Origin of the sequence: Microbispora sp. NPDC049125 (genome assembly GCF_040802045.1) — a bacterium.
In the GTDB taxonomy this organism is placed as follows: domain Bacteria; phylum Actinomycetota; class Actinomycetes; order Streptosporangiales; family Streptosporangiaceae; genus Microbispora.
The window spans coordinates 258686-277042 of record NZ_JBEZDW010000002.1 but is presented as its reverse complement, the minus strand read 5'-3'; the positions used below and the strand labels follow the sequence as shown (position 1 = coordinate 277042).

Annotated in this window: 21 protein-coding genes; 6 read left to right on the top strand and 15 right to left on the bottom strand. The window is 72.9% G+C overall.

Annotation, left to right across the window (positions count from 1 at the left end):
- Window positions 1–51: 51 nt before the first annotated feature.
- From AB0B72_RS03705 to AB0B72_RS03670, 8 genes are all read right to left on the bottom strand, one after another.
- Window positions 52–405, bottom strand: a complete 354-nt coding sequence (locus AB0B72_RS03705) for an Rv3654c family TadE-like protein (RefSeq protein ID WP_367736730.1) — start codon at window positions 403–405, stop codon at window positions 52–54.
- Window positions 395–1036 (bottom strand): TadE family type IV pilus minor pilin, encoded by a 642-nt coding sequence (locus AB0B72_RS03700; protein WP_367736729.1) that lies wholly within the window; start codon window positions 1034–1036, stop codon window positions 395–397. The genes AB0B72_RS03705 and AB0B72_RS03700 overlap by 11 nt, the downstream gene beginning before the upstream one ends.
- Before the next feature lie 16 nt (window positions 1037–1052).
- Window positions 1053–1589 (bottom strand): DUF4244 domain-containing protein, encoded by a 537-nt coding sequence (locus AB0B72_RS03695; protein WP_367736727.1) that lies wholly within the window; start codon window positions 1587–1589, stop codon window positions 1053–1055.
- 211 nt (window positions 1590–1800) lie between these two features.
- Window positions 1801–2541 carry a type II secretion system F family protein gene (locus AB0B72_RS03690; RefSeq protein ID WP_367736845.1) on the bottom strand — a complete coding sequence of 247 codons (741 nt, stop codon included), beginning with the start codon at window positions 2539–2541 and terminating at the stop codon, window positions 1801–1803.
- Window positions 2541–3341 carry a type II secretion system F family protein gene (locus tag AB0B72_RS03685; protein ID WP_367736726.1) on the bottom strand — a complete coding sequence of 267 codons (801 nt, stop codon included), beginning with the start codon at window positions 3339–3341 and terminating at the stop codon, window positions 2541–2543. The genes AB0B72_RS03690 and AB0B72_RS03685 overlap by 1 nt, the downstream gene beginning before the upstream one ends.
- 85 nt (window positions 3342–3426) lie before the next feature.
- Window positions 3427–4593 (bottom strand): TadA family conjugal transfer-associated ATPase, encoded by a 1167-nt coding sequence (locus AB0B72_RS03680; protein ID WP_367736725.1) that lies wholly within the window; start codon window positions 4591–4593, stop codon window positions 3427–3429.
- A 23-nt stretch (window positions 4594–4616) separates the two neighbouring features.
- On the bottom strand, window positions 4617–5657 hold the full coding sequence (ssd, locus tag AB0B72_RS03675) for a septum site-determining protein Ssd (protein ID WP_367736724.1): 1041 nt from the start codon (window positions 5655–5657) through the stop codon (window positions 4617–4619).
- A gap of 927 nt (window positions 5658–6584) precedes the next feature.
- On the bottom strand, window positions 6585–7361 hold the full coding sequence (locus AB0B72_RS03670; RefSeq protein WP_367736723.1) for a Fic family protein: 777 nt from the start codon (window positions 7359–7361) through the stop codon (window positions 6585–6587).
- Window positions 7362–7621: 260 nt separating this feature from the next.
- Between AB0B72_RS03670 and acs the strand changes: the two genes are divergently transcribed.
- From acs to AB0B72_RS03650, 4 genes are all read left to right on the top strand, one after another.
- Window positions 7622–9598, top strand: a complete 1977-nt coding sequence (acs, locus tag AB0B72_RS03665; protein WP_367736722.1) for an acetate--CoA ligase — start codon at window positions 7622–7624, stop codon at window positions 9596–9598.
- Between the two features lie 271 nt (window positions 9599–9869).
- A complete protein-coding gene (locus AB0B72_RS03660) occupies window positions 9870–10364 on the top strand; it encodes a phage holin family protein (RefSeq protein WP_367736721.1) in 495 nt (164 codons plus the stop codon).
- Window positions 10357–11274 carry an alpha/beta fold hydrolase gene (locus tag AB0B72_RS03655; protein ID WP_367736720.1) on the top strand — a complete coding sequence of 306 codons (918 nt, stop codon included), beginning with the start codon at window positions 10357–10359 and terminating at the stop codon, window positions 11272–11274. Before AB0B72_RS03660 ends, AB0B72_RS03655 begins: the two co-directional genes overlap by 8 nt.
- Before the next feature lie 3 nt (window positions 11275–11277).
- Window positions 11278–11787 (top strand): DUF309 domain-containing protein, encoded by a 510-nt coding sequence (locus AB0B72_RS03650; protein ID WP_367736719.1) that lies wholly within the window; start codon window positions 11278–11280, stop codon window positions 11785–11787.
- Here the strand turns inward: AB0B72_RS03650 and AB0B72_RS03645 are convergent.
- Window positions 11784–12968, bottom strand: a complete 1185-nt coding sequence (locus AB0B72_RS03645; protein WP_367736718.1) for a MarP family serine protease — start codon at window positions 12966–12968, stop codon at window positions 11784–11786. The genes AB0B72_RS03650 and AB0B72_RS03645 overlap by 4 nt on opposite strands.
- Before the next feature lie 71 nt (window positions 12969–13039).
- On the opposite strand from AB0B72_RS03645, the gene AB0B72_RS03640 reads away from it, so the two are divergent.
- Window positions 13040–13693, top strand: coding sequence for a HEAT repeat domain-containing protein (locus AB0B72_RS03640; protein ID WP_367736717.1), 654 nt, complete (start codon window positions 13040–13042; stop codon window positions 13691–13693).
- Here AB0B72_RS03640 and AB0B72_RS03635 read toward each other — a convergent pair.
- Both AB0B72_RS03635 and nth read right to left on the bottom strand, forming a co-directional pair.
- Entirely contained in the window at window positions 13640–14293 is a 654-nt protein-coding gene (locus AB0B72_RS03635) for a CoA pyrophosphatase (protein ID WP_367736716.1), read from the bottom strand. The two genes, AB0B72_RS03640 and AB0B72_RS03635, sit on opposite strands and share 54 nt — an antisense overlap.
- A gap of 104 nt (window positions 14294–14397) precedes the next feature.
- A complete protein-coding gene (gene nth / locus AB0B72_RS03630) occupies window positions 14398–15117 on the bottom strand; it encodes an endonuclease III (RefSeq protein ID WP_367736715.1) in 720 nt (239 codons plus the stop codon).
- Between the two features lie 82 nt (window positions 15118–15199).
- On the opposite strand from nth, the gene AB0B72_RS03625 reads away from it, so the two are divergent.
- Window positions 15200–15880, top strand: coding sequence for a Crp/Fnr family transcriptional regulator (locus AB0B72_RS03625; RefSeq protein ID WP_367736714.1), 681 nt, complete (start codon window positions 15200–15202; stop codon window positions 15878–15880).
- Here the strand turns inward: AB0B72_RS03625 and AB0B72_RS03620 are convergent.
- The 4 genes from AB0B72_RS03620 to AB0B72_RS03605 all read right to left on the bottom strand — a co-directional run bounded on the left by AB0B72_RS03620 (window position 15877) and on the right by AB0B72_RS03605 (window position 18339).
- Window positions 15877–16779: an MBL fold metallo-hydrolase gene (locus tag AB0B72_RS03620; RefSeq protein ID WP_367736713.1), complete on the bottom strand. Its 903-nt coding sequence runs from the start codon at window positions 16777–16779 to the stop codon at window positions 15877–15879. The genes AB0B72_RS03625 and AB0B72_RS03620 overlap by 4 nt on opposite strands.
- Complete coding sequence (locus tag AB0B72_RS03615) at window positions 16776–17651, bottom strand: NUDIX hydrolase (protein WP_367736712.1); 876 nt, start codon at window positions 17649–17651, stop codon at window positions 16776–16778. The genes AB0B72_RS03620 and AB0B72_RS03615 overlap by 4 nt, the downstream gene beginning before the upstream one ends.
- Window positions 17652–17725: 74 nt before the next feature.
- Window positions 17726–18187 carry a RidA family protein gene (locus tag AB0B72_RS03610; RefSeq protein ID WP_367736711.1) on the bottom strand — a complete coding sequence of 154 codons (462 nt, stop codon included), beginning with the start codon at window positions 18185–18187 and terminating at the stop codon, window positions 17726–17728.
- The gene (locus tag AB0B72_RS03605; RefSeq protein WP_076440089.1) at window positions 18187–18339 is read right to left on the bottom strand and encodes a DUF4177 domain-containing protein; all 153 of its coding nucleotides are present in this window, start codon (window positions 18337–18339) and stop codon (window positions 18187–18189) included. The genes AB0B72_RS03610 and AB0B72_RS03605 overlap by 1 nt, the downstream gene beginning before the upstream one ends.
- Window positions 18340–18357: the final 18 nt, after the last annotated feature.

Sequence of the window (18357 nt, the reverse complement as noted above, 5' to 3'; positions counted from 1 at the left end):
GAAGTTAGCGCGACATGACCTACAGCGCCCTACGGTCGGCGCTCGCCCGCGTCACGCCTGCGCACCCACCGGCCCGGCCCTGGCCATCGCGATCGCCGTATGGTCCCCGAGCAGCGGGACCGCGAACCGCACCGAGGCGGAGATCTCCGCGACGCCGTCCACGACCGAGCACGAGTCGATCCGGGCCCCGTTGGCCACGGCGATCGCCCCGGCCCGGTCACATGCCCCCTCAGGCGTGGCGAACGCCCACTGCGCCACGGCGAGCGCGCTGAGGTCGGCCGCGCTCTGTGCCCGGTGGCGGGCCACACGCGCGACTCCCACGTAAACGACGGTCATCGTGACCATCCAGAGCACGGCCATGAACGCCGTCATCCATATGGTCGCCGAACCTCGATCACTTCCCATTCGCACTCCGGCTCTCCGTCGGCCCCGCCGGCTCCCGGCGGCGGCCATCTCCACCGTCTCCGTTCTTGGTCTGCGTGAGCGCGGCCCCGCGTCCGGACGGCGGCGGGGCCGCCTGCGCGAGGGGATCCCCAGGCGCCGCCTGTCCTGATGGCGGCTGCCCGGAGAGGAGCACTCCCGGCTCAGTAGCGGCCACGGCCGACGCTCGGACGGGCACCGACGGCAGCAGAGACCCAGCCGGCGACCCGACGGCGACCGAGACCTCCACCCGGGCGGTCTGCGCTCGAAGGCTCACATCGACGCGCGCCTTCGCCGGGGCGGCCTGCCTGACCGCCGCTATGACGGCTTCGACGGCCTCGCCCCTGGCGGCGGCACGGGCACCCGCCCGGGCCGCGTCGACACAGCGCAAGTGGGCGCCGACGACGGTGACGGCCCAGAGCGCGGCCGCCAGGACCACGACCAGGGCTGGAAGCCCGACCGCCGCCTCGGCCGTCACCGATCCGCGCTCCCTGCGCGCCGGCACACCACCGACGACAAGGCCGCCCGCCGACGGGGATGCAGGCCTGGAACAACGGCAGGCGTCCCGCACCGCCGCCCTCACCGTCCCTGCCGTCTCCACCGCTGCGTCCAGCATCGCCACCCCTTCCCTCTCAGGCAGCCAGCTTGAGGGCCTTCTGGATCAATGCGGCCAGCATCGACCGCACCTCGGCACTGGTGACGACCTTCCAGAGAAGCGCCGCGAACCCGCAGGCGGCGATCGTTCCCACGGCGTACTCAGCGGTCGACATGCCGGCATCGGCCCTCGTGCGCGCGAGCAGCGCCCACCGCACCCAGAGGGAGCGCAGCCGCTCACTCATCACGCGGAACGCGGACCCGACCACGGACCGAGACACCTGGACCGCTGGGCGGAACGCGGCCCGGGAGTCCGCTCGACGTGCCGCGCCGAGGGCCGGGCCAAGGACCGCGCGAAGTGCCGGGCCAAGGACCGGGCCGCTGACCGAGCGAAGCACCGCGCGAAGAACCGCGCGAAGGGACGGTGGCAGCCGGAAGAGGAGCCTTGCCCGGAAGACGGCTCGCCACCCGGCCCGGGTGACCGGCGCGAGCCGGGATCTCGTCTCGCCGGGGGCGGCGGTCGAGCGCCCGCCGGGCTCCGGCGGCATGGCGGATCCGGTCATCCATTCGCTCATCTGGTCCTCCTGTGTGACTGGGGGCGGGCCATCCGCCCGGCGACCCCAGATTCCGCCCGCAGGTCATGCCCCCACCCCGGCGAATCGCGTTCTGTGGACAGGCCCGGCCCGCGGGTGAGCCCTGTGGATGAGGCGGGCCGGCATGAACGGCAATGCGCCGGGATGAGGCAATCGGCTGTCCACACCTGTGGACAAGGTTGTCCACAGGTGTTCACGGCAGCAGGATCTGAGCGGCCAGGGCCGCGACAACGGGGATGATCCCCAGGAAGACGAAAGCGGGCAGGAAGCACAGCCCGAGCGGGGCCACCACCTGCACGCCGACCTTGCGAGCGGCGGCGGCGGACGCCGCACGAGCCGCTTGACGCGCGTCGTCGGCCACCCTGGTGAGCACCTCGGCCACCGGCGCGCCGCTCTCGACGGCTCGGATCATGGTCCGGCCCAGGGCGGCCAGGGAAGGATCCCCGGCGACGGCGGCCCACGCCGTCTCCGGGCCCGCCCCCAGGCGCACCTGCGCGCCGACGGACGCCAGCCGCTGCCCGAGCGGCCCGCCCACCGCCTCCGCCGCCGTCTCCACGGCGGCGCTCACCGGCCGGCCCGCACGCAGACCCGCGACGACCAGATCGACGGCGAAGGGCAGGTCGGCGGTCATGCGCTCCCGGCGACGCCGCACCTCGGCAGGCTCCCGCCGGTGTACGGCCGCAAGTGCTCCACCGGCCAGCAGGAGGCCGACCACCAGCCCAGGGACTCCGCCTACCAGTAGGAACCCGGCGAACCCCAGCGGTGCGGCGACGATGGACCCGGCTCGCAACGCGTGCGCTCGCAACGGTTCCGGGCTGAGCGCGCCGGCGGTGACCGTCCTGACGGTGATGGCTCTCAGCCGGTCCGCCGCCGAACGGGGAGCCGGCCACAGGCAGCCCACAAGCACGACGAGCAGCCCGGCCAGCAGAGACATCACGCGGCCTCCCCTCCTACGCCCACCGCGCCTTCGGCACGGGCGACCAGGCGGCGCGTCCACCACAGGCCGGCGGCGTCGAGCGCCATCCCTGCGGCGAGGCATGCCAGCCCGGCCGGGCCTCCCAGCAGGAACGACAACGGATTCATGCCGAGACCGGCGGCCATCAGCAGGCCGAGGGCGGGCAGCCCCGCGAGCATGCGGGCCGTCGCGCGCGGACCGGCGAGCTGGGCCGACACCTCCTGCCGATGGGCCTCGGCGTCACGCAGCGACGTGCCCACCCGCTCGACGAGCGCTGTCAGCCCGCCGCCAACGGTGACGCTCACCCGCCAGCATGCGGCCAGCCGCAGGAGCCCCTCACCACCGCCGGTGGAAGCCGCCATCTGGAGGGCGGCGGCCACGTCGCCGCCGTCACGAGCGGCGACCACCACCGGGACGAGGACGGCCGGGTCGGGCGGGTCGGCCGACGCCACGGCCCTGGCCATGGCCTCCGCCGGAGTCCTGCCCCCGGCGAGCTCGGCGGCGAGGCTCTGGCACAGCTCGATCGACGCCAGGCGCCAAGCCGCGGCGCTCGCCCGCGGCCTGCGGCGCCCGGCCAGCACGGCCCACCCCCGGCGCACAACGCTGCCAGAGGAGGAGCCGGTGAGAACGGCCAGTCTCGCGACGCCCGCGCCGGGACCGGCCCATACCCAGGCGGCGAACGCGGCGGCGATCACCGCCAGGGCCTGCACGACGCCTCCTCCGCGGCAGTCGGGATCCTCGGCGCCGGACCGGGAGACCCGGGTGCGCCAAGCCTGCACGGCGCCTCCCCTGCGGCAGTCGTCCCGTGAGCGCCCGGCGTCCCGGAGCCGCCCGCGTTGAGACGACCCCGCACGAGCGGTGCGGCTAGGCGAGGCACGGGATCTCCGGGCAGCGGGACCGCAGTGACCCGAAGGCGAGGCCGGGTGCGGCCCGTCCGCCGGGGGTGAAGGTGAGCGCGGGCACCGCGGCCACGAGGCCGGACGGAGCCCGGTCGAGGAGGCAGACCTCCGCCACCCGGCGCGGCCCGCCGCCCGGGGCGCGGACCAGGTGGACGACGACGTCGAGGGCCGCCGCGATCTGGCTGTGCACGGCCTCGCGGGAGAGCCCCGCCGCGCAGGCCAGGGCCTCCAGCCGCGCCGGCACATCCGCGGCGGTGTTGGCGTGCAGCGTGCCGCAGCCGCCCTCATGGCCCGTGTTCAACGCGGCCAGCAAGTCGACGACCTCGCTCCCCCGGACCTCGCCGACGACCAGCCGGTCGGGACGCATGCGCAGGGCCTGCCGTACGAGGTCGCGCAGGCCGACCTCGCCCGCACCTTCGAGATTGGGCGGCCGTGCCTCCAGGCGGACGACATGCGGATGCCGGGGCTGAAGCTCCGCCGAGTCCTCCACCAGCAGCAGCCGCTCCGCGTGATCCGCACGTGAGAGCATGGCCGACAGGAGGGTTGTCTTGCCGGTGCCGGTGCCGCCGGTGACGAGGAAGGCCACCCGCGCCGCCATGATCGCGTGCAGGACGCGGGCACCGTCGCCCGGGACGAGCTCCTCGATCGTGAACGTCCGGCGGGACGGCAGGCGCAGGGACAGGCAGGTGCCCTCCGGAGCGATCGGCGGCAGCACCGCGTGCAGCCGGACGCCGCCGGCGAGACGCGCGTCCACGTACGGGCAGGCGTCGTCGAGGCGGCGCCCCGCGGCCGCCGCCAGGCGCTGAGCGAGACGGCGCACGTCGTCGTCGGCCCTGAAGGAGACGCCCGTCCGGCGCAGCCCGTGGCCGTCGTCGACCCACACCTCCCGTGGCCCGTTGACCAGCACGTCGGTGACACCCGGCTCGGCCAGCAGCCCTTCGAGCGGCCCGGCGCCGATGAGGTGGGCACGCAGCGTGCGGGCGACGGCGAGCACCTCGGCGTCGCCCAGGACGGCTCTTTCCGCCCGCAGGGCGGCCGCCACCTGGGCGGCCGTGGGTGGGGCCGCCGCGCGCGACAGCCGTACCCGGACGGCCTCGACCAGCTCCGGCGAGACGCCGGGCGTCTCACCCACGGCAGGCGAAGCGGCCGGCCGGGTCACAGCCCGTCCACCAGGGTCGACAGCAGACCGTCGCAGAACCTGCCGAGGGGCGAACGGCCGAGCGGCGGCGGGTCGCCCCGGTCCAGCGTCTCCACCAGCCCCCGTACTTCGGGCACCAGGCCCATGCACGGGACGTCGACGGACGTGGACACGACGTCGGGGTCGAGCGTCCCGGCGCGCACCACCGCTCTCAGATCGCCCGTGCGGTCGCGCAGCAGCGCGACCGTCTGGGCCGCCGCCAGCGCGCCCCGGAGGTCGGCCTGCACGACCACGAGCGTCGCGGTCGCGCGGGAAAGGGCCTCGGACTCGCCGTCGCCGACGTGGCGCGGCAGGTCCACGATCACAAGGTCGCAGCCGCGCCGGGCGGCGTCGAGCACGGCACGCATCGCCTCCCGGGGGATCGCCGACGGCTCGCCGCGGTGCCATGAGAGCACGGTCAGCTCGCCGAACGTGGGAAGGGCGCCCTGCAGGGCGGCGAAGCTCACCCGGCCCTCACGGCCCACGATGTCCGGCCACCGGGCTCCGGTGGCCTGCTCCTGCCCCAGGACCACGTCGATGCCGCCGCCCAGCGGGTCGGCGTCGACCAGCAGCGTCCGCAGGCCGCGGCGGGAGGCGGTCAGAGCCAGCGACGCGGCGAGGACGGTGGCGCCGGCGCCTCCCCTGCCGCCCGCGACGCAGATCACCGTGCCGGCCCTGGTCGCGGGCTCGACCGCCTCCCCCAGCTCCTCGACGAGCAGGCGTTCGGCGTCCGGAAGCTCCAGCACGGCGTGCGCACCCACAGCCACGCACCTGCGCCACATGTCGGGGTCGCCGGCCGTCCGGGTGACGACGACCACGTTCCGCCGGGGCGGAGGGCCCGTCGCGGCCAGGTCGTCGGCGATGTCACCGCCGACCACCACCAGCGGGGCCCTGCTCCAGAACGGCCGGGCGTGGGCCGCCGCCTGGGCCACGTCGATCTCGACGCCCGCGGCGGCGGCGATGCGCAGCAGGTCGTCGAGGAGTTCCTGATCGTCGGTGATGGCCAAGGGCCGCTGCATCGGTGTCTCCCTGTCGTCCGGGGAGACCACCTTGCTGAACCGGCGAGGCACGCCGGGCTTCCGAACCGGGCTCTGTGGATAACGAGCCGGGAAAAAAGGCGACCCCCGCCGGGGGGGAGAGCGGGGGTCGCCGACTGGTCCGGCTCTGGGGGGGTAGAGCCGGTCCCGTATTAGAAGAAAGCTTTAAACACCGGACCCGGGACTGGCAAGGGGCTCGTAAAGGGCGATTCGCCCACCGCGCTCCCGCCGAACCACACCGTATGGTGCCTGATCGACGAGAGGTTCGTCGAGCACCTCCCCAATCTGAGTAAATCTTTTTCTCGGAGTCAGTGTCGCATGTCGACATAGACCGTCGCAACGGCTATGAGACCTGATCACTCCGCGTGACAGACACCTGTTTTGGCCAGCCGATATTCCCCACATACCGCCCTATTGCGACAAAAGCGACAAGCGGCCCCGCCCGTGACCCCGTAAAGGTCTTGGTCCGAGGGGTTGTCCATCCCGGGGAATCGGACGTAGAAAGGGGTTACGGACTTAGCAGTCCGCGCACGGAAGCCGGGCACCCACGCGCGACCAGCCGCGGGAGGCGTGTCGAGACGGGCTTGACCCGATCCGACAAATTCGAGGTGCACGCTTGGTAACCCGGTGAAACTGTGCGGCGACGGCGTTCCATCCCAGGGACGCCGTCTGCCTTTCCCCGCGAGATCCAACCGCGAGATCCGCCCGCGCGATCCGCCTGGGACCGCCCGTCCGGACAGGGCCTCGTACATCCGGACAGAGCCTCGTACACAAGCCACCGTCAGACCGCCCGTCCGGACAGGCCACGGACCCCCGTCACACCGCTCGGCCGAAAGGCCCTCACACGCCGCCGTCACACCGCCCGGCGCACACGGCCTCTCGCAGACGGTCCGCCACAGGACGGACCGATCAGCGCGACAGCGCCTCGCACACAGCCGTCGTCTCACGGACGCCGAGGACGACGGCGGTGGCGCAGTGCCGCACCCAGGTGCCCACACCCTCGGCCGTTCCCTTGAGATACGCCCTGAGCCCGTCGGCGTACGCGTCTCCGAGCTCGGAGTGGCCCACCTCGACCGCCACGAGGGACTTGGGGTCGAGCCCCATCTCGACCAGCGTCAGCCGCTCGGCGGCCCGGGCCACGAGCCCGTCGGCGATCCCGAACGGCCGCAGCACCGCCAGCTCCGCGTGCACGATGGACGCCAGAACGAGGGCCGGGGCTCTCGTGGCCCCCGACACCAGCTCCGCCAGGGCCGACATCCGTACAGCCGTCTCCTCAGGCCCTGGAGCGGGGCCGAGCCCGAGCACGTCCGCCGAAGTGGAGACGGTCCTCGGCCTGCCCGGGTCGGCGGTCAGCCCCGCGGCGGCCACGGCATGCAGCCGGGCGAGCACCTGCCGGGGCGCGGGGCGCCACGTGCCGCCGAGCCGTCCCAGCTCCGCGGAGACCCGCAGCGCCCCCTGCACGACCGGGTCGCCGGCCTCCCCCTGCCGGAGCCGTTCGAGCGTCACGTCGACGCCTTCCAAGGCGGCCGACGCGCGGGCGCCCCGCAGGGCCGACTCCGTGGACACCTCCGGGCTGCGCCGCCGCAGGACGCGGTGCCGGTAGAGCCGGTCCACGGCCTCGCGCGCCTCCCGTACGGCGTCAGGCACTCCCGGGAGCTCGGCGATCACAGCCAGGGGGTCGTTCACAGCGTCCGACCCTACCGGCCGGTAGGCCGTCGTTCGGCGAAGAGGTGCCGCCGTTGGGCGCATGCCGTCCCCACAAGCCCACAGCTGTCACTAAATTTCCCCCAATAGCCCTTTCACCACTGACAACGGGGACGAGGCGACAGCCGGCTCGATTACTTGTACTTGACGCCTCCGGCCTGGTGAAGTGGGACCGACATACTCACCCTTGGCCGAGGCGGCCGAACAGAAACAGAACGTCCAGACGCCGTAAGGAGCACGTAGTGGCCACCGAGACCCCCGGTCAGGAGACCCAGGAGACGCTGTCGAACCTGCTGAGCGAGAAGCGGCGGTTCGATCCTCCAGCCGACCTGGCAGCGGCCGCGAACGTCACGGCGGACGCCTACGAGGAGGCCGCGCGGGACCGGCTCGCCTTCTGGGAGCAGGCCGCCGAGCGGCTCACCTGGTCCCGCCGCTGGGACACCACCCTCGAATGGAAGCCGCCGTTCGCCAAGTGGTTCGTCGGCGGCACGCTGAACGTCGCCTACAACTGCGTCGACCGCCATGTCGAGGCGGGCAGGGGCGACAAGGTGGCCTTCCACTGGGAGGGCGAGCCGGAGGGCGACAGCCGTACGATCACCTACGCGGACCTGCAGCGGGAGGTCGCGAAGGCGGCGAACGCGCTGGAGGAGCTGGGCGTGCGCAAGGGCGACCGGGTCGCCATCTACATGCCCATGATCCCCGAGCTGCCGATCTCGCTGCTGGCCTGCGCGCGCATCGGGGCGATCCACTCGGTGGTGTTCGGCGGGTTCTCGGCGGCGGCGCTGAAGAGCCGCATCGACGACGCGGACGCCAAGATCGTCATCACCGCCGACGGCGGCTTCCGGCGCGGGGCGCCGAGCGCGCTCAAGCCCACGGTCGACGAGGCGGTCGAGCAGTGCCCCGGCGTCGAGCACGTGCTGGTCGTCCGCAGGACCGGCCAGGACGTCGCGGTGAGCGACAAGGACGTGTGGTGGCACGACGTCGTCGACCGCCAGCCCGCCGAGCACCAGCCGGTGCCGCACGACGCCGAGGACCCCCTGTACATCCTCTACACCAGCGGCACGACCGGGAAGCCCAAGGGCATCCTGCACACCACCGGCGGCTATCTCACCCAGACCGCCTGGACCCACCACGCCGTCTTCGACCTCAAGCCGGAGACCGACGTCTACTGGTGCACGGCCGACATCGGCTGGGTCACCGGGCACTCCTACATCGTGTACGGCCCGCTCGCCAACGGCGCCACCAGCGTGATCTACGAGGGCACCCCCGACACCCCGCACAGGGGCCGGTTCTGGGAGATCGTGCAGAAGTACAAGGTCACGATCCTCTACACGGCCCCCACGGCGATCCGTACCTTCATGAAATGGGGCGACGACATCCCCGCCAAGTTCGACATGTCGTCCCTGCGGGTGCTCGGGTCGGTCGGCGAGCCCATCAACCCCGAGGCGTACGTCTGGTACCGCGAGCACATCGGCGACGGCCGCTGCCCGGTGGTGGACACGTGGTGGCAGACCGAGACCGGCGCCATGATGATCAGCCCCCTGCCCGGGGTCACCGCGGCCAAGCCGGGCGCCGCCATGCGGCCGCTGCCCGGCATCGTCGCCGACGTGGTCGACGACCAGGGCACGTCGGTCCCGAACGGCGGTGGCGGCTTCCTCGTCGTACGCGAGCCCTGGCCGTCCATGCTCCGCACGATCTGGGGCGACGACAAGCGGTACGTCGACACCTACTGGTCGCGGTTCGAGGGGATGTACTTCCCCGGCGACGGCGCCAAGCGTGACGAGGACGGCGACCTGTGGCTGCTCGGCCGGGTCGACGACGTCATGCTGGTCTCCGGCCACAACATCTCCACCACCGAGGTCGAAAGCGCGCTGGTCAGCCACCCGAAGGTGGCCGAGGCCGCCGTCGTGGGCGCGACCGACCCGGTGACCGGCCAGGCCATCGTGGCGTTCGTGATCCTGCGCGGCAGCGCCGAGGAGGGCGCGGACATCGCGGCCGAGCTGCGGGCCCACGTGGCCAAGGCGCTCGGCCCGATCGCCAAGCCGCGGCAGATCATGGTCGTCCCGGAGCTGCCGAAGACCCGCTCCGGCAAGATCATGCGCCGCCTCCTGCGCGACGTGGCCGAGCACCGCACACTCGGGGACGTCACCACGCTGACCGACAGCTCGGTGATGAACCTCATCTCCGAGAAGCTGCCGAGCGCCAAGACCGAGGAGTGACCGGGCCGGGGGAGGCGTCCGTCCACGCCTCCCCCGGGCCTCCCCCAGGCCTCCCCCTGCCTCCCCCGGGCGTCCCTGCCTCCCCCGATGCCCGCGCCTCCCCTTGCCGTCCGGCGCCGGTTCGGTTCGGCACTGAGCGGGCAGATCGCTTACGGCATCACATTCCGGGCCTTACGGTTCCCAGCTTCATCGGCGCGCGGGCCGGCCTTCCCGTGCGCGGGCACCGGCGGACACGAGATGATGTGCATCAGTCGCAGATAGGAGATCCCTGATGCCCGAGGACGAATCGCTCGGCGCGCTGGTCGCCCAGGCGAGCCACCACATCTCGACCCTCGTCCGCTCGGAGATCGAGCTGGCCAAGGCCGAGCTGAAGTTCGACGCGAAGCGGGTCGGAATGGCCGCGGCGCTGTTCGGCGCCGCCGCGTTCATCGCGCACCTGTGCCTGATCCTCGCCTCCTTCGCGATCGCGTACGGCCTCGTCGCGCTCGGGCTCTCTCCCTGGCTGGCGTTCACCATCGTCACGGTGTTCTACCTGGTGGTGGCCGGGCTGCTGTCGTTCGTCGGCTACCGCCGGCTGAAGGGCCTGGCGGGGATGAAGCGCACCGTGCGGAGCCTGCGCAACCTCGCGAGCTCCGACGAGGAGGGCGAGCTCGCCCCCTCAGCCGCCCCTTCCCGGGCCACGGCCCCCGCGCCGGCTCCCCCGCCGTACACGGGCCCGACCGCCGGGCAGGTCGGCTCCCATCGCGAGTCTGTGATCGATGCCTGACGAGTCGCTGGTCCAGGTCGACGGCCCCTGGACCCATCGGGCGGTGCACGCCGGAGGCACCCGGTTCCACGTCGTGGAGGCCGGTGAGGGCCCCCTGGTGCTCCTTCTGCACGGGTTCCCCCAGTTCTGGTGGACCTGGCGGAACCAGCTCGTCTCGCTGGCCGAGGCGGGCTACCGTGCCGTCGCCGTCGATCTGCGGGGTTACGGCGCCAGCGACAAGCCGCCTCGGGGCTACGACCTGCCGTCACTGGCCGTAGACACGGCCGGCCTGGTCCGGGCGCTCGGCGAGACCGGCGCCGTGGTGGTCGGCCACGACTGGGGCGGGCTGCTCGCGTGGACGATGAGCGCCATCGAGCCCAAGGTCGTGCATCGGCTCGTGACTGTGTCGGCGCCGCACCCGCTCCGCCTGCGGGCCGCGCTGTTCACCGACCCTCTGGGCCAGCTCAGGGCCAGCCGGTACGCCATGGGGTTCCAGCTTCCCCTGCTGCCTGAGCGCAGGCTCGTGGCCAAGGGCGGCGCCCAGGTGAAGCGGCTCATCGAGCGGTGGGCGGGGCCGGAGTGGCCGTCGGAGGAGGTCACCGGCGTCTACCAGGAGGCTCTGCGCATCCCGACGGTGGCGCACTGCGCCCTGGAGTACTACCGCTGGCTGGCCCGGTCACAGATGCGGCCCGACGGGTTCCGCTACGCACGCCAGATGCGCACCGAGATCGAGGCGCCCACCCTCCAGCTGCACGGCGCCCTCGACCCCTGCGTCCTTCCTCGGACGGCCCATGGGTCCGGCCGCTACGTGGCCGCGCCGTACCGCTGGCGGCTGATCGAGGGGGCCGGCCACTTCCCGCACGAGGAGCGCCCCGCGCAGTTCGACGCCGAGCTGATCGCCTGGCTCGCCGACCCGGAACCGGACCGCTGAGTAATGCGCGACCGTGACGAGGCGGGCCGCCCCCGCAGCTCACGCCCCAGGGACGAGCTCGGCAGGCCGCTTCCCCGAGGCGCCGAGGGAGTGCCGAGGGTCCCCGACGACTACGCGCCCGGGCCGCGTGAGGCGCTGGCCGAGGCGAGACGTCTACTCGCCGCCGGACGGCCCTTCCATGCCCACGAGGTCCTGGAGGCGCGCTGGAAGACCGGCCCCGCCGAGGAGCGGGACCTGTGGCAGGGGCTGGCCCAGATCTGCGTGGGGCTCACCCACGTGCAGCGCGGCAATCTCCACGGCGCCGCCGCCCTGCTGACCCGCGGCTCGGCCCGGCTCGGCGCGTACGGCTCGCGGCAGCCGTACGGGCTGGACGTGCGGGCACTGGCCCTCGCAGGCGACAAGATCGCCGCCACCATGGACGGGAACGGCGAGGCGGGCGTGGAGACGCGGGGAGTCGGCGCGGAGGCGGCGATCGCCACGGTCCTCGATCTGCTGCCGGTTCCCGAGGACTAGTCGCATCCCAGGGTGTCGGCGCGGGCGGTGGCGGCGCTGCCGTCCTCCGCGTCGGGGAGCACCTCCTCCGCCGTCAGCGCGTAGCCCGTCTCCGGCTGATCGGTCGCCGCCGCGAAGATCACGCCGTACACCTTGCCGTCGGGGCTGAGCAGCGGCCCGCCCGAGTTGCCCGGCTGGACCTTGCCCCTGATGGCGTAGACGTCCCGCTCGACCTTGCGCTTGTTGTAGATGTCGTACGACTCGGCCGGCTGCTTGATCCGGACCCTGGCGGCGAGCGGCGTGAAGCCGTGGCCCTTGGGGTAGCCCGCGATGATCGCGCTGTCGCCCTTGTTCGCCGAGTAGTCGAAGCGGAGCCAGCCGACGTCGAGGTCGGGGACGAACAGGACCGCGATGTCGCGGTCGGGGTTGTAGAGCACCACCCGGGCGTCGTGCTCGGTGCCGGTCGAGTCGGTGACCCGGAGCCGCTCGTTGACCCCGGCGACGACGTGCGCGTTGGTCATCACCCGGTGCTGTGCGTAGACGAAACCGGTGCCCTCGATCAGCTTGTGGCAGCTCAGGGCGGTGCCCTGCACCTTGACGATCGCCTTGCGCGCCCGGGTCAGCCCCGCACTGCCCTTGAGCACGCCCTCGTCCGGGGCCGCGACGTTCTGGCCGCCGATGGAGGTGATGACCTGCGGCCACTCCGAGGAGTCGACGAAGTCCCTGAACGGCTTCTGCAGGGCCCGTACGCCGTCGGGGACGGCCTCGTCGACCGTCTGCCACAGCACCGAGCCGTCGACCTGCTCCTTCAGCACGGCGAAACTCATGGAGACGATCAGCGAGCCGAGCAGCCACGCGATCGCCAGCACCGACAGGCCGCTGGCCACCGAGCCGCCGAAGGCGTCGACCATCCGGGCCGGGTCCCAGGTGACGTGGCTGCGCACCACCGCCCCGATCGTCGAGGACGCGAACTGGCCGATGGTCGCGGCCAGGAACACGACCACGATGGCTAACAGCGCCCTCTCGGTGTCGCCGCTCACTATCGCGCCCGCGATCGGAGGGGCGATGAACATCCCCAGGACGGCCCCGCCCACGAAGCCGATGAAGCTGAAGGCCCCGATAATGAAGCCCTGCCGGTATCCGGAGATGGCGAAAGCCACAACCAGCCCGATCAGGATGAGATCCAGGAGATCGCCGCGCACATCTTCAACCGTAGCCAGCCACGCCATCAGGCGTGCAGGCGTATCGCAGGTCTCGTCGATATCGTGACGTCATGGGGGTATCGGAACGGCCGTCCGGCCCCGCGGGCCCAGGGGACCGGCGAGGCGGGCAGGACGGCGACGACCACGACCGGACACCGGTCGACGAACTGATCGCGATCGCGCTGGCCGACACCGACCCGGACGGGCCGGCGAGGTGGCAGGCGATCTCCACGCTGCAGGGGCGAGGCGACCTGGAGACGTTCACCGTGGCCAGGCGGCTGTGCGGGAGCTCCCGGCCCGCGGAGCGCGTGCTCGGCGCGGACATCCTCGGAGAGCTGGGGCGCGACCGGCCGTTCTCCGACCGGAGCCTGCCCGTGCTGCGCTATCTCGCGGCCGACGAGCTCGACGCGCGGGTGCTCTACTCGGTGCTGATCGCCTTCGGGCACCTGCGCGACAGGCGGGCGCTGCCGTCGGTCATCGATCTGGCCGCGCACGAGAACCCCACCGTGAGGTACGGCGCCGCCTACGCGCTCCCGCACGTCATGGGGGATCCGCCGGACCCGGCCGGGCTGGCCGCGCTGCGCCGCCTCGCGACGGACCCGGACGAGGACGTGGCCGACTGGGCGGCACTGGGCCTGTCCCTGAGCGGCCACACCCCGGAGAGGGGCGGCTCAGCCGCGGGCGGCGAGGTCGAGGATCTCGGGGGGCAGGTCCTCGACCCGTGACCGGTCCCAGGGCAGCTCGAACCCGGCGGCGGTGAGCACGCCGTCGAGCACGCCCGCGGTGAACCCCCACACGAGCAGGCCGCGTACGCGGAAGGCGACGGAGGGCGCGAACCCTCCCGGGTGCCGCAGCCGCAGCCGGTTGGCCGGATCGACCAGCTCGGCGATCGGCACCCGCTCCACGGCCTCCACCTCGGCCGGGGACGCGGCGTGCACCGCGCTCGGCGTACGCCACCAGGCGAGCACCGGGGTCACCCGGTTGTCGCTGCGCCACACGTACAACTCGGGCATGGTCGCGACCACCTCGACGCCGCCGGGGTCGAGACCGGTCTCCTCCGCGGCCTCACGCAGGGCCGCGCCCACGGGGCCGTCGTCTCCGGGGTCGACCCCGCCGCCGGGGAAGGCCGGCTGACCGGCGTGCACCCGCCCCCGGGAGCTGCGCTGGATGAGCAGGATGTCGGGCCCCGCGGGGCCCTCGCCGAACAGCAGGAGCACCGCCGCCCGGCGCCCGCCTCCGTCGGGGGGCGGCCGCAACGCCGTCGGGACCGGGGTGTGCGCGGCCTTCGCCGCCAGATCCGTCAACCAGGCGGGAGCCACGACCACCTCCGGTGCGACATGTGCGGACGGGCCCGGGGCGGAGCCCGATGAGGGAAGTGTGCCGTACAACCACGCCGGAGCCCCGGAATCTTCCCGAGACTCCGCGGCGATCAGGAGAACGGCCCCGGCTTGACCAGTTTGGCCGCCTCTTCCGGATCCGTGGGCCCGGTGCCGTACGACGGGCAGAAGGCGGCGACCGAACACGCGCCGCAGGCGGGCTTGCGGGCGTGGCAGATGCGGCGGCCGTGCCAGATCAGCCGGTGGGAGAGCATCGTCCACTGGGACTTGGGGATGAGGTCGCCCACCTCGTGCTCGATCTTCACCGGGTCGGTCTCGGCGGTCCAGCCGAACCGCTTCGTCAGTCGCTGGAAGTGCGTGTCCACCGTGATGCCGGGGACGTCGAAGGCGTTGCCGAGCACCACGTTGGCGGTCTTGCGGCCGACGCCGGGCAGCGTGACCAGGTCGGCGAGCCGGCCGGGGACCTCCCCCTTGTAGCGCTCGCAGAGAGCCTGGGCCATCCCGATGATGCTGTTCGCCTTGGCCCGGAAGAACCCGGTCGACTTGATGATCTCTTCGAGCTCCGCGCGGTCCGCTCCGGCGTAGTCGGCGGCCGTCTGGTACTTGGCAAAAAGCACCGGGGTCACCATATTTACCCTTTTGTCCGTACACTGCGCCGAGAGGATCGTCGCGACCAGCAACTCCAGGGGGTTGCCGAAGTCGAGCTCGCAGTGGGCGTCAGGATAGGTTTCGGCCAGGATTCTGTTGATCCGCCGGGCACGGCGCACGAGCGCGAGCCGGGATTCCCCAGCCGCGGGGAGTTTACGGGACACCCCGTAAGCCTACGCGGAAGGCGTGGGTCACAATGGCTATCACGGAGCCGGTGACCCAGCGCGACCACAGCAAGGAGGCACCGTGAGCACCGAGGAAGTTTTGAGCAAGGCGCCCCTGTTCTCCGCGCTCGACCGTGAGAGCGCCGCCGCGCTGCGGACGAGCATCACCGAGGTCGAGCTCGCCAAGGGCCGCACCCTCTTCAGTGAGAACGAGACGGGCGACCGGCTCTACGTGGTGCTCGAAGGCAAGATCAAGCTGGCGCGCACCGCGCCGGACGGCCGGGAGAACCTGCTGAGCGTGCTCGGGCCCGGCGAGATGTTCGGCGAGCTGTCGCTGTTCGACCCCCGTCCCCGTACGGCGTCGGCCATCGCGCTGACCGACGTCCGCCTGGCCGGGCTCGGCCACGACGACCTGCGGCCCTGGCTGACCGGGCGGCCCGAGGTCGCCCTTCACCTGCTGCGCGCCCTGGCCCAGCGGCTGCGCCGCACCAACGACGTGCTCGCCGACCTGGTGTTCACCGACGTCCCCGGCAGGGTCGCCAAGCAGCTGCTCGACCTGGCCGACCGGTTCGGCCTGAAGACCGACGACGGCATCCGCGTGCACCACGACCTCACGCAGGAGGAGCTGGCCCAGCTCGTCGGGGCCTCCCGCGAGACGGTGAACAAGGCTCTGGCCGACTTCGCCCAGCGCGGCTGGCTGCGCATCGAGGCCAAGGCCGTCGTGATCATGGACAGGGAGCGGCTGTACAACCGCTCCCGCTAGAGCGTCTTGAGGTAGTTGAGCTGGGCCGCCACGGACATCTCCGCGGCCGGCCACAGTGACCGGTCGACCTCCGCGTAGACCATCTCCACGATCTCCCGGGCGTCCCGCGCCCCCTGCCGGATGGCCTCGCGAATCTGGTCGAGGCGCTGCCGGCGGTGGGCGATGTAGCCGTCCAGGGCGCCGATCGGATCGGGCAGGACCGGCCCGTGCCCGGGCAGCAGCGCCAGCGCTTCCAGCGTCTCGGCGCTCCGCCTGAGCATGTCGAGGCTGCGCAGGTAGTCGGCCAGATCTCCGTCGGGGGCGATCACGGTCGTCCCGCGGCCGAGGACCGTGTCACCCGTGAGCATCGCCCGGTCCGCCGGGAGCCAGAAGCACAGCGAGTCGAACGAGTGGCCCGGCGTCGCCACCACCCGCACCTCGACGCCGCCCGCCGTGACCACGTCGCCGTCGCCCAGCCCCTCGTCGCCCAGGCGGTGCCGGGGGTCGAGCGCCCGCACGGGCGCCCCCACCATCTCCGCGAAGCGGGCCGCGCCGCCGCTGTGGTCCTCGTGCCCGTGCGTGAGCAGGATCGACACCACCTGACGACCGGCCAGCCGGGACGCGACCCGGGTGAGGTGCGCCTCGTCGTCCGGCCCGGGATCCACCACCAGCACGGCCTCCGCCGTGCCGACGACCCAGGTGTTGGTGCCGTCGAGCGTCATCGGAGACGCGTTGGGCGCCAGGACGTTGACCGCGCTCGCCGTTCCAGCGCCGTCCAGCCCCTCCGTGCGGTCTGTGCGGTCCGCGCCGTTCGTGCCGTCCGGCCCGCCGGCGGCCACCGCTCCGGTGGGGTCGCCGGGTCCGCCTGCTGTGCCGCCATGCGCGCCACCGGGTGCGCCGGGAAGGCGCAGACCGCTCATGCCCGCGCCTCGCCGGCGCGCTCCGCGCGGGCCGAGGCCCGGCCGGCGAGCGCTCCGCGGTAGTCGAGGCCGGGGACCGTCAGGACGATCCCGCCGTCCACCTCCGCGGCCGAGGGCATCACCGTCGTTATCGTGCGGTCGTGTGCGAACACGTCGTCGATGGTCTCGAAGGCGGCCAGCTCGGTCAACGTGTGCAGTGTCGGCGGCATCAGCAGCACCTCTCCCGACTCCGCGGCCTCGATGGCCGCCTCCGGCCGCATCCAGGCCACCCGTGCCGCCTCACCGCCGACGTCCCGGGTGCGCTGCCCGGACGGCAGCGCCGCCACGAAGAACCGGGTGTCGAACCGCCGGGTCTCCACCTCGGGAGTGATCCAGTGCCCCCAGGCCTTCAGCAGGTCTGACCGGAGCACCAGCCCGCGCCGGTCGAGGAACTCGGCGAAGGACAGCGTGCGCCCGATGAGCGCGAGGCGGTCGGACTCCCAGTCGTCCCCCGTGGTGTCGGCCACCACGGTCGCGGCGTCGCGCCCGGCGAGGAGCACCCCCGACTCCTCGAACGTCTCCCGTACGGCGGCGCAAACGAGCCCGCGTGCCGTCGCCTCGCCGGCGTGGAAGATCTCTCCCCACGCCGCCGGGGACGGGCCGGCCCAGGCGACGGCGTGGTCGGTGTCGCGAGGGTCGACCGAGCCGCCGGGGAAGACGTGCGCCCCAGCGGCGAAGGCCATCGTGGGCTGGCGCTTCAGGAGGTACGCCTCCAGAGGCGCGTCCCGGAGGAGCACCACCGTGGCGGCGTCACGCGCGGGAACCGGGGCGAGACGGCCGGCCAGGATCTCCCGCGCCCGCTCACCGATCTCACCCGGCAGGGGAATCCCCATGCGCCCTCCAACCAGAACAACACTCTGTTTCGAGCCCATGCTCGCCCACCCGTGGACGCCGCCGCAAACCCCGGTCAGCGGACCTCGGCGACGATCTCCACCTCTACCGGGGCGTCCAGCGGGAGCACCGCCACGCCCACGGCGCTGCGGGCGTGCCTGCCCGCCTCCCCGAAGACCTCGCCAAGCAGCTCGCTGGCGCCGTTCACCACCTGTGGCTGGCCGGTGAAGCCGGGCGCGCTCGCGACGAAACCGACGACCTTGACGATCCGCACGACGGCCGACAGGTCCCCGACGACCGAGCCGATCGCCGCCAGCGCGTTGACCGCGCAGACGCGGGCCTGCTCCTTGGCCTCCTCGGGGGAGACCTCGGCTCCCACCTTCCCGGTGACGGCGAGCTTGCCGTCCACGAGCGGAAGCTGGCCCGAGGTGTAGACGTAGCCGCCCGTCCTGACGGCCGGCACGTACGCCGCCAGCGGGGGGACGACCTCGGGCAACGCCAGCCCGAGGTCGGCGAGCCGCTGCTCCGGCGTGGCCATCACTTGGGCCGCTTCATGTAGGCGACGAGCTGCTCCGGGTTCGGCCCCGGGATGACGGAGACGAGCTCCCAGCCGTCCTCGCCCCAGTTGTCCAGAATCTGCTTGGTCGCGTGCGTGAGCAGCGGCACGGTGACGTACTCCCACTTGGTCATGGGCAAAGGCTATCGAGC

What these genes read in the sequence shown, in the direction of transcription:
- AB0B72_RS03660 (WP_367736721.1), top strand. Translation starts at nt 9,870, where the DNA reads ATGCCCGAGGACGAATCGCTCGGCGCGCTGGTCGCCCAGGCGAGCCAC.
- AB0B72_RS03615 (WP_367736712.1), bottom strand. Translation starts at nt 17,651, where the DNA reads ATGGGGATTCCCCTGCCGGGTGAGATCGGTGAGCGGGCGCGGGAGATC.
- AB0B72_RS03620 (WP_367736713.1), bottom strand. Translation starts at nt 16,779, where the DNA reads ATGAGCGGTCTGCGCCTTCCCGGCGCACCCGGTGGCGCGCATGGCGGC.
- AB0B72_RS03655 (WP_367736720.1), top strand. Translation starts at nt 10,357, where the DNA reads ATGCCTGACGAGTCGCTGGTCCAGGTCGACGGCCCCTGGACCCATCGG.
- AB0B72_RS03695 (WP_367736727.1), bottom strand. Translation starts at nt 1,589, where the DNA reads ATGAGCGAATGGATGACCGGATCCGCCATGCCGCCGGAGCCCGGCGGG.
- AB0B72_RS03650 (WP_367736719.1), top strand. Translation starts at nt 11,278, where the DNA reads ATGCGCGACCGTGACGAGGCGGGCCGCCCCCGCAGCTCACGCCCCAGG.
- AB0B72_RS03610 (WP_367736711.1), bottom strand. Translation starts at nt 18,187, where the DNA reads ATGGCCACGCCGGAGCAGCGGCTCGCCGACCTCGGGCTGGCGTTGCCC.
- AB0B72_RS03640 (WP_367736717.1), top strand. Translation starts at nt 13,040, where the DNA reads ATGGGGGTATCGGAACGGCCGTCCGGCCCCGCGGGCCCAGGGGACCGG.
- AB0B72_RS03705 (WP_367736730.1), bottom strand. Translation starts at nt 405, where the DNA reads ATGGGAAGTGATCGAGGTTCGGCGACCATATGGATGACGGCGTTCATG.
- AB0B72_RS03700 (WP_367736729.1), bottom strand. Translation starts at nt 1,036, where the DNA reads ATGCTGGACGCAGCGGTGGAGACGGCAGGGACGGTGAGGGCGGCGGTG.
- AB0B72_RS03690 (WP_367736845.1), bottom strand. Translation starts at nt 2,541, where the DNA reads ATGTCTCTGCTGGCCGGGCTGCTCGTCGTGCTTGTGGGCTGCCTGTGG.
- AB0B72_RS03605 (WP_076440089.1), bottom strand. Translation starts at nt 18,339, where the DNA reads ATGACCAAGTGGGAGTACGTCACCGTGCCGCTGCTCACGCACGCGACC.
- ssd (WP_367736724.1), bottom strand. Translation starts at nt 5,657, where the DNA reads ATGCAGCGGCCCTTGGCCATCACCGACGATCAGGAACTCCTCGACGAC.